At 62.9% G+C, this 9,877-nt stretch carries 8 protein-coding genes; 2 read left to right on the top strand and 6 right to left on the bottom strand.

Translation table 11 applies throughout. From position 1 onward, the window contains the following. The first annotated feature begins 109 nt into the window (after positions 1-109). Together Q0331_RS00575 and Q0331_RS00570 are read left to right on the top strand one after the other, a co-directional pair. A complete protein-coding gene (locus Q0331_RS00575; protein WP_298073929.1) occupies positions 110-691 on the top strand; it encodes a nitroreductase family protein in 582 nt (193 codons plus the stop codon). A 203-nt stretch (positions 692-894) separates the two neighbouring features. Continuing rightward, entirely contained in the window at positions 895-2,019 is a 1,125-nt protein-coding gene (locus Q0331_RS00570; protein WP_298073927.1) for a hypothetical protein, read from the top strand. On the opposite strand, the gene Q0331_RS00565 is transcribed toward Q0331_RS00570, so the two are convergent. The 6 genes from Q0331_RS00565 to Q0331_RS00540 all read right to left on the bottom strand — a co-directional run. Beyond that, entirely contained in the window at positions 1,993-3,180 is a 1,188-nt protein-coding gene (locus tag Q0331_RS00565) for an N-acetylmuramoyl-L-alanine amidase (RefSeq protein WP_298073931.1), read from the bottom strand. The genes Q0331_RS00570 and Q0331_RS00565 overlap by 27 nt on opposite strands. 175 nt (positions 3,181-3,355) lie before the next feature. Beyond that, complete coding sequence (trxA, locus tag Q0331_RS00560) at positions 3,356-3,679, bottom strand: thioredoxin (RefSeq protein ID WP_035003263.1); 324 nt, start codon at positions 3,677-3,679, stop codon at positions 3,356-3,358. Between the two features lie 123 nt (positions 3,680-3,802). Beyond that, a complete protein-coding gene (trxB, locus tag Q0331_RS00555) occupies positions 3,803-4,834 on the bottom strand; it encodes a thioredoxin-disulfide reductase (protein ID WP_298073925.1) in 1,032 nt (343 codons plus the stop codon). A gap of 38 nt (positions 4,835-4,872) precedes the next feature. Next, a complete protein-coding gene (locus Q0331_RS00550; protein ID WP_298073923.1) occupies positions 4,873-5,487 on the bottom strand; it encodes an RNA polymerase sigma factor in 615 nt (204 codons plus the stop codon). A 201-nt stretch (positions 5,488-5,688) separates the two neighbouring features. After that, positions 5,689-9,609 carry a murein biosynthesis integral membrane protein MurJ gene (locus tag Q0331_RS00545; protein ID WP_298073921.1) on the bottom strand — a complete coding sequence of 1,307 codons (3,921 nt, stop codon included), beginning with the start codon at positions 9,607-9,609 and terminating at the stop codon, positions 5,689-5,691. A gap of 53 nt (positions 9,610-9,662) precedes the next feature. Further along, a partial coding sequence (locus tag Q0331_RS00540) for a hypothetical protein (RefSeq protein ID WP_298073920.1) occupies positions 9,663-9,877 on the bottom strand: 215 nt, incomplete at its 5' end.

Raw genomic sequence — 9,877 nt, 5'->3', positions numbered from 1 at the left:
CATGTTGCCAACCCCGACTAAGCGAACAACCGCAGGGCTAACCCACACAAACTGGATCACCGCATAGCCAACCAGCGCAAGTTAACCTTAAGAAAAGGAGCAAATTTCTATGTCTTTGACCGTGACCGAAGCCATTTCTTCTCGTCGAGCAACGCGCCGGTACACCTACCAGGCGATTCCTACGGAAATTTTGGATCGCGTAGTTGAAAATGCTCTCGAAGCCCCTAGCGCGTTCAACGCGCAGATGCGTGACCTGGTAGTTGTCCAGGATCAGGCCGTTAAGCAGGCGATTTTCGATGCCTCGGGGCAACAGCAGTTCCTGGATGCTCCGGTTGTGTTTGTTGTGGTCGGTCGCTCCGAGGTGGTGCCTGACGACGCTGAAGAGGTTCTGGGAGCAGAGCTTACGGAGAAGGTTCGTGGCTTCAATGGCTCCGCGTCCCCGGAGAAGCTGCGCGAAATTGGTATCAGGGATGCCATGCTTGTTGCTGGATTCTTGCTTCTTGCAGCACAGGAACAGGGACTTGCCACCTCCCCCACCACCGGCTGGAACGAAGAGGGCGTCAAGAAGGCAATTGGCCTCGAGGGGCGTGATGATCGTTCAATCGCACTCGTAGTGGCAGCCGGGTACGCCAAAGAGGAGCCCACTCACCCGGGTCGTGCGGTGAATCGCCGAGTGGATAACCACTATTAAGTGCTGAATCGTCCACTTTGAACCCCGATGTTTCACGTGAAACATCGGGGTTTTGTGAAGCAAAAAACTAGCGAATTTGCCACGGGAACAATTGGTGCCCTATAGGATCTTCGTAGAAACCAACCGCACGCAGCCGATAGTGCATTCCAGACTCGCTACTTTCAGGGACTCTTGGATGTCTTCAATGAACAGAAAGGAGCGCTGTGGAAGTACACATTAAAGCCATCACTCCTCAGTGTTCCGAAGATCTCGAGCCCAGTGCTGCGGCATCTACATTCTGGGCGCTCCCCCCGGGCTACGAGAAGCAGAATAGTTCGTCCAAAGACCCGGTATTTGATAAGCAGGTATGGCTGCAGAACGTCCTCCTGGAATGGGGAATCTGCGGCTACACGGCATTCGTCGGCACCGGAGACGCAGGTACGCGACCGGTCCCTGCTGCGACGGTATTCTTTGCCCCCGCGCGCTATATGCAGGGCATTGCGAACCTGCCAACTGCGCCAATTTCCCCTGATGCAATCCTTCTGAGCACGGTGCACGTGGCTGTGCCGTACATGGGTCTGTACCTAGAGCATCAACTCATCGATACCGTGCTTACCGAGGCGCACCGGCGCGGAGTGAAGGCCGTGGAGGCCTTCGCTCGAGTTGAGGACTTTGACGAGGAACTTGCTAGGCAGCTCAGTGAGGCTCCGTGGCCGACGACCCAGGAAGAGCCGGAGGAGCCTAAGTGGACACCAGAGGAGCAGAATCCGGCATCGAAAGAGACAGCTGGGGAGGCACGAGAGGACCTTCCAGAGGAGACGTCAGAGGACACATCTAGGGAGACCTCAGAGGGAGCAGCAGGGTCAGAGGGCATAGCAGGTTTAGAGGGAGCAGTAGGCGGAACCACAGAGGGGCAAAAGTACAGGTACAGTGCCCTTGAATCCCTGAAGTATGTGCCCGAATCCTACCGGGGCTGGAAGACCGCCGCGGAAACCCACGGGGTAGACGAGGACATTCTGGATAGCGCCCCGATGCTCTCCGAGGACATCCTCGAGGCGGAAGGTTTCAAGGTGGTCAAGCATCACCGACACTTCCCGCGCTATCGCTTTGAGATCAGCGGATCGCATAGCCTTTTTGGGGACTTCGCTGAGGAGGATCACGCACAGGTCAACGGACCGGAGAAGCTTTCCACGGTTATCGGTGGCAACCGGGCACCAAAAGCACCTGGAGTGCTCGGAAGCTTTGAAACTCCGGAAACGCTCGGAACTCCTGGACAATGCGAGACGCGCAACCGGGTTTCCGCGCCCAGTCCGGTGCAGAATCTACTTGTTCGGAAGCTCTTCCTGTAGCAGCTCCACAAAGCTAAAGGTGCCAGTAGCGTGGACATCCTTATCTAGCAGGTATAGGCGCTTCACGGCCACAACGATGGCCTCGGCGATGGTATCGCGCATCGCAGGATCAGTGAGGATCTCAACATCCTTGGGGCTGGTCAGATAACCGGGTACGACCTGCACCGTCGGCATGCTGGTCAGGCGCAGAATGTCCCACGTCTGACCGTGGTTAAAGCAGTTCTGAAGCGGAGTGCGGGCCACAATCTCGCGCTGAATAAAGCCAGAGAGCTTCTCGCCCACCATCGACGAGTAGCCCGTCAGCGAGCCGAAGTAGAACGTAGCCGCGCCGTTGGCCTTCTCATTCCGATAAATATCGGCACGCAGGCTAATCATGACGTCCGCGCCGAAAGCATTCGCGATATTGGCACGATCCTGGTTAGTGGGATTGGCAGACCGGGGGCGCGAAAGAATCGTCTCCATCCCCGCTGCGATCATACGGCCTTCTACCCTGCCGGCGAGGTCCCAGAGGATCTCCTCCTCCGAAATTTGTCCGAAGGGGCCGTCAACGATGTATCCCTTGTCCGAGCCACCCAGGCCCGGGTCGATGACCACACGCTTGCCGGTCAGCTGCGGTCCGGCAGAGCGAATCTGTTCCTTCTCACGGATGGACTGAGGCGAGCCGCCGGTGATCCTTCGCCCCAGGTAAGACAGTGCGCGCAGTGTGTCTGGGCCGACAACCCCGTCGTTATTCAGCCCGTAGTTCAGCTGGTAGTTCACCACGGCGGAGTGGGTACGCGGACCGAAGTGGCCATCCACACGGCTGGTGTAAAAGCCCAGGTCGTGCAGCTGAGTCTGCAGCTGTGCCACGTCGTCGCCGACGAACTGGTTGCCCTGCAGCGAGAGCACACGTGCCCCCAGGGTGTAGGAGGCCTCACGTAGCGCACGCAATGTGCCGGGAGTGATGGTGCCGTCGGCAATGATGCCACGCTGCTGCTGGAAAGCTCTCAGTGCCTCCGCTAGCGCCTCGTCGAAAACTTCTTCCTTACTGGTCCAGCGCTGCGACTTGCTGCCGGTCGTATCGCCTTCATACCCTTCCAGCAGACCGAGGCGCGCCAATGTGCCGCGGACCTCGGCGACGCGCGGGCTGCGATCGCCGACCCGGAGAAGCAAACGATCCACTGGGTTCAACACTCCAATTCTTCAAAATTTCGCGGCACTAAAGCCACTGTATCCACTGTGAGACAAATCACATTTAAGATCTTTCGCCGACAGTGGCGAGTCATAGGTGCAATTCTAGGGACAAATCCGCCGATCCGCTTTACTTGCAGCTCAGGCGTGTTTTATCAGCTGTTTTCTAAAGCTGTGCTTCAATCGCAGATCGCAGCGTGTCCCGATCCTGAGCGCCGGTGAATTCCGCGACCTTCTCCCCGTCCTTGAAAATCATAAGGGCGGGAATGGACATGACCTGGAACATAGCGCCCAGCATGCGCTCCTCATCGACGTTCACCTTGGCAATCTTCGCCTTGCCATCGAACTCCGCCGCCAGCTCGTCGAGAATGGGCGTCATAGCTAAACAAGGGCGGCACCATTCGGCCCAGAAGTCGACAAGAACAGGCTGGGTAGCCTCGACGACCTCGGACTTGAAGCTGGACTGGGTGACGTTCACGATGTCGGACATAGTGGCGACAAACCTCCTGGTTAGGGGCTCTTTTCTTTAGGTTGGAGGTTACCCTTCAACGTGTAAATATCCTATGCCCGACCGGCCATAGTTACCTAACGGTGACCGAACGTGTCTGATCCGCTACAGGGTGGCGAGGTAAGCCTCGGCGTCCAGGGCGGCGCGGCAGCCGGAGCCAGCGGCGGTGATGGCCTGCTGGTAGTGGGAATCCACCAGGTCGCCGGCTGCGAATACGCCCGACAGGCTTGTGCGGGTGGAGGGCTCCTCGACCTTCACGTACCCGTTCTCCTGCAGCTCCACCTGGCCCTCGAAGACCGTAGTGCGCGGGTCGTGGCCGATGGCGACGAACATGGCATCCATCGCAACGTCCTTCTGCTCGCCGGTCTGGGTATCCTCCACCACCAGCGTCTCCACGGACTTGTCGCCCTTGACCTCCACGACCTTCGCGTTGGTCAGGAACTTGATCTTCGGGTTGTTGCGGGCGCGCTCCTCCATGATCTTGGAAGCGCGGAACTCGTCACGACGGTGAATGATCGTGACGTTCTCGCCGAACTTCGTCAGGAAGTCGGCCTCCTCCATGGCGGAATCGCCACCGCCCACCACGGCGATCTGCTTGTCCTTGAAGAAGAAGCCATCGCACGTCGCACAGGCGGATACGCCGCGGCCCAGCATCTCTTGCTCGCCGGGAACGTGCAGGTAGCGCGGGGCAGCACCGGTAGCCAGGATTACCGTACGGGCCTGGTACTCCTCGCCATAGGCCCACACCTTCTTGATCTCGCCGGTCAGGTCGACCTTCTCCACGTCCTCTTGGCGCAGGTCAGCGCCGAAACGCTCGGCCTGGGCGCGCATCTCTTCCATCAGGTCGGGCCCCATGATTCCCTTCTGGAATCCCGGGAAGTTCTCCACCTCGGTGGTCTGCATCAGCAGGCCGCCGTACTCTACGCCCTCGAAAACCACCGGGTTCAGCTCGGCGCGCGCTGCGTACACGGCGGCGGTATAGCCGGCCGGACCGGAACCGATGATGATGACGTCGTGAACCTTGCCTGCCTCCACGTTCGCAGCGCCGTCTGCACTGGTGGCGCTGGCGTTATCCGCGTCCGCGGCCTTCGAATCATTGCTGAGAATACCGCTGGCCTGCAGGAATGGCTGGTTCATATCTATCCTTTGAGGTCGAAGATGTTGTTCACCCCAGTCTAACCGGCCACGGCCAATCCGTATTCCCCTGCCCCGCCGAGGTGCTCGCACATCATCCGCTTCGCTCGGTTCTTCCGCGATTTCACGGTGCCCACGGGAATCCCCAGTTGCTCCGCGGTTGTGGCCTCGCTCAGCCCTCTAATCTCCGTCAGCACCATCACGTCTCGCATCTCGGGCGAGAGTTGCCGCAGGCTGCGGTGCACATCCAGCCGGGCGACCGTCGCCTCCTCTCGCATCCCCCGCGCGGGCAGCGTCCGCGTGCGCTCGTTGAAATCCTCGCGCCCCGGCTGTGCTTCGCGGCTGTAGCGCTGCATGTACGACAGTGCCGCGTTGCGCATGATCGTGGCCATCCAGGTGCTCACGCTGGCGGAGCGTTCCCCGTTGAAGCGCGCGGCGAAGCGGTGCACGCGCAGCAGTCCTTCCTGGTAAACGTCCATCTGGTGAGCCTCGGGCACGTTCACTCGCCGCACCGCCCACCACAACGTGCGCTGGTGGCGGTCGATCAGCTCGCGGAACGCGCCGGGTTGCCCCTCGTTGTGGCCGCGCAGCAGCTCGTGGTCGGTTTGTTGCGCTGGCCGTGTATTGCTCTTTGTTGTTTGTGACGCCCCCAGCATCATCTTCCCCCTAGTGTGTCTACGGGAGCCGTGCGACCCCCGTGCTCCACACTTTATTCTTCGGCGGGCAGATTGTGGGTTTGAAGTTCCTGGCCTGTGGATAACTGGGAACGGCGCCTGCCTCATTGTGAACTTCACAGTTGAGCCAGGCGCCGTGATGCGCTATGGGGGCGCGGGCGTTCCGAGCGTCTGTCCGATCGGCTATCCGACGGGCTGTACGGGGCGTGCGGGGCGTGCGGGGCGGGAGCCCTCTTCCGTGTTGGCTTCGCCAGCGTCACCGGCGCCAGCATCGCCGGCATCTTCGTCGCTGGTCTGGTCTAGCCAGTTTCCGACGGCGGTAACCTCTGCCAGCGTGGCGGACCTCGGCAGCGGCAGGCCGGTGATCCAGATCAGCAGGCGGTTGCCCTTGGCGGCGCTGACCTTATCGGTATCGTATTTGCCCTTCTCACTACCCTTCTCACGGCCCTTTTGGCTTCCCGCGGCGTCTTCGTTCTTGCTGTCGCCGCTGCCGCCGCTGCCCTCGCCTGCGCCTTCACCCGGCGTAGCGGAGGAACTCTCGTGGCCGACACCCCAGCCGGAGTCGCCGGTGGTGTCTGCGTGATCCGCGCCCATGCCGGCCAGATCCACGGTCGCGTCGGTGGAGTCCGCGTGCACGGTCTTTAGCAGCGTCGTCTGATCCAGGGAGGTCAGCTTACCGTCGGTGTCGGCCTGTGCAAGGCGCAGCTCCAGGGTGGTTCCCCGGGTCAAGCCGCGCAGCTGAACCTGTGACAGGGCGGTGCCCTCTGGCAGCGTCATCAAGAGACCAATTCCGGGCTTCGTGGTGCCAGGTTCACCGCCCAGCTGCACGGATGCAGGGTTGGACTGCCAGAACGTCTCCGGGTCGTCATCGGTGATCAGGCGTGCCAGATCCGGGCGGTCCAGCGGCCAGTTCACGTCGGAGGGCAGCCACTCGAGGGGACGGCTCAGAGGAACCTCCGCCGGGTCCACCCCACGGACTGCCTGCGCACCCTGGCGCAACGAGTCGGTGGACAGCGGCGAATCCTTCCGGTCGCCGCCGACCACACTGACCACCGCTGCAACCAGCGCGGCGATAACCAGCACGGAGACGAACGCGATGGCGGCAGCGGCTGCCATGCCCACTGGGCGGTTGCTGCGGGCACCGAAGCCGGACTGCGCACTCGGGTCCGGAGTTGAATCCTCCTTGATGGCCAGCCCGCCAGCCTGCAGCTCTCGCAGATCCTTCGCTACCTTGCGCAGGTCCTCCGGACCCACTTTCTCGCCGTCGAGCTCGTAGATCTTCTTGTAGGTACGGGTGAGGTTCTCCGGCACCTCCTCATAGGGAACGTGCTCCAGCAGCAGGCGCAGCGCCACGGCCACGCCGTGTGCATCCTGCGCCGTGTCATCGTTCGGCAGTACACCCGGGAAGGCCAGCACGGCCGCGCCATCGGTGCCGATGCGCACGCGGTCGCGGTGATCCAAGCCCAGCGAAGTGCCGCTGTCCTCGGCCTGCGCGGCAGCGTCGGCCAGGGAAGACACGGCGAAGGCAGCCGCCAGCGGCTCCGGCTGGCTCTCCGCCACGGTGGTCAGCGGGGAACCCTGTACCCAACGGGACACAATGACCACCAGGTTGCCGTAGTCGATCACGCGGTTGACCTGCGCCATACCCGGTACGTCGAATTGCTTCAGCTTCGCGGAGAGACGCAGCATCTCGTCCTTCGCACGCGCCACCTCCACGCCGTTGACGGGCACGGATACCCCAGGGTCGGCCTGCGAGCGGGCATAAGCAACTGGATCCATGATGGTCAAAGCCACGATGTCGCCAGTGGCCAGCTCGCGGCCCTGCCAGAAGCGGGCGGCGGACCAACCGCCGTGGTCGGCAAGCAGGCGGTAGCGACCCTCCAGCAGCGGAGCGCCTGGCACCAGGCGCGGACCGCGCACCCGTCCCGCCGCCAGTGGCGGCAGCGCCACGCCGGCCATCATGTGGTCCAGAGCAATGGCCTCCCGGGCGGCCAGCTCCTGGGCCGACAGGCGACGGGGCTGGTCCACTTCGATGGGTTGCTCGTCGCTGGGAAGTGGGCGTCGAGAAGGAAGAACCCGCGACATACCCGGGATGCGCGACAGGGCACCCACCAGGGTCTGGATCTCCGGCAGCGGGGCGCGCACCAGGATCAGCCCGGTAACGCCCAGGAACAGCACGCCGGCGATGAGCAGGCGGATGACGAACCAGGGGTTGGCGAGCGCCGGGAAGGCGAAGTGCGTCAGCAGCACATCCACGCGCCAGGCGACCAATGCACCGATCAGCGAGGAACCCAGCGCCCACAGCACGGTCTTCGTCACCTTGCGGAACTGCAGGTCCCCCAGCGAGCGCCGCAGCAGGCGGTCGCCGATGATCGCGCCGGCCATAAAGCCCAGGCCATTGGCCGCACCCAGCAGCACCACGACCAGGCGTGGTTCGGTGGCGATCTGCGGGGCGATGTAGGCGAAGGTCAGCTTCGTCGTGGTAATGCCCGCGATGATGAAGGTGGGGGTCCAGACCTCCTCGCGGGCGTAGAACACGCGCAGGTGCAGCAGCACCAGGGCGTAGGGGATCAAGGTGAACGCGGAGAAGCTGATGGTCCAGCCCAGCACGTTCGCGTCCTCCAGGGAGAACTCCTTGTAGGCGAACAGCGCGGCGGAGATCAGAGTGCCGAAGCAGGTGAAGAACACGATGATCGGCACCATCGCCAGCATCGTCAGCTTCGAGGCGACGGTCAGGTCGCGTACCACGGCCTTGTCGTCACCCTCCGCGGCGTTGCGGGACAGGCGGGGCATAACGGCCGTCAGCAACGTCACGCCGATCACGCCATAGGGCATCTGCAGCAGCTGCCACGCCTGCATGTAGATCGTCGGCGCGACCTCCCACGTGTCGGAGGCGATGCGGTTGTTCAGCAGCCAGCCGACCTGGGAGATCGCCACGTACACCACGATGGCGATGGCCATGCCGCCGAAGGACTTCAGTCGCTCGTCGATGCCCCACAGCGGGCGCAGGTTAATGCCGGCCTTGCGCAGGAAGGGCACCATGATCAGCGCCTGCATCACCACGCCCGCGGTAGTGCCCAGACCCAGCAGCAGCACGTGCGGGTCGGTAATGGTCACGTTGTCCGTTGGCTGCAGCTTCGTATCCCGTGGCAGGAACATGTACAGCCCCAGCACAGCGAGCGTGACCACGTTGTTGGCCACGGGCGCCCACGCGCCGGGTTTGAATACTCCCTTGGTGTTCAAAATCGCCATGAACACGGCAAACATGGCGTAGAACATGATCTGCGGCAGCACCAGGTAGGCGAACGCCGTGGACATGCCGATGTTCACGTGGCCTTCGGAATCCAGGCTCATGCGCACCAGAAGCGGCGCGCACGCCACGGAGACCAGGGTGATCACCAGGGTCAGCGAGAACGTGAGCGTCAAGAGTCTTCGTATGAACGCCTCGCCGCGGTCCGCGTCCTCCTTCTCGGCGCGCACCAGCACGGGCACCACCAGGGAGGTCAGCACGGCGCCGAGCACCAGCTCGGTCACGAGGTTCGGCAGCGTGTTGGCCGTGTTGAAGGCACTGGCCACCGCACCGCCCAGCGCGGAGGCGATGAACACCGTGCGCAGGAAGCCCGTGATGCGGCTGATCAGGGTGGCGATAGCCATGGAGCCGCCGTCGCGGACGATCTGCTCGTCGCTCTGCTTTTGGCTCTGGCCGTCTGTGTTGCCGGCGCCGGCACTGCCACTGCTGCCACTGTTGTCTCTGCCGCCGGTCGGTTCGTCGGCTGCGGTCGCGGGGGCGCTCGCACTGGCTGCGGTCGCGGTGCCCGCGGTTGCCGCCGTGGCTGCCGCGCCCTGAGCCGCGGTCGTGCCGTCGCCGTTGTGGGCACTGTTGCTTTGGCCGCTCTGGCTACCGTTGCTCTGGCCCTGGCCGCTCGAGGAGGTCGGGGCTACCTCTGTAGGGCTTTGTGACGCCCCGTCTCCACCCGTCGGCGCTCCAGCCTTCGCGCGGTCTTTCTTCGGCGCTAGCGCCGGCGGCTGGGTCGCACGGAAACGTCCGCGCTGTCCGGCCGAGGGCCTAGCCGGTTGGTCATCCCTCTCTTGCTCAGAAGTCACTACTCCATCTTTATGCAACAACCGTGCATTCCCTAACGGAGCTCTGGGCGTGTCTAGTTTTGATCGCCTTCCTGCGGTCGCGGGGCAGGCCGAAGAGCAGTGGCCGTTTTGCGCTTAGAGGCGCGCCCACTCCGGCGGTCCCACAGCATCTTGCCGGCCGCGCCGATGCCCAGCAGCAGCCCGGCAATGATGGTCACTCCACGGGAGGACAGCCCCGGCACGGACTGCACGCGCAGCTCCACCGGATCCGAAATGCGGGTACCGTCCT

The sequence above is a fragment of the uncultured Corynebacterium sp. genome (assembly GCF_937999985.1).
Classification (GTDB): Bacteria; Actinomycetota; Actinomycetes; order Mycobacteriales; family Mycobacteriaceae; genus Corynebacterium.
Note: the sequence above shows the minus strand (reverse complement) of the source record. Positions and strands in the feature narration are given on the sequence as shown.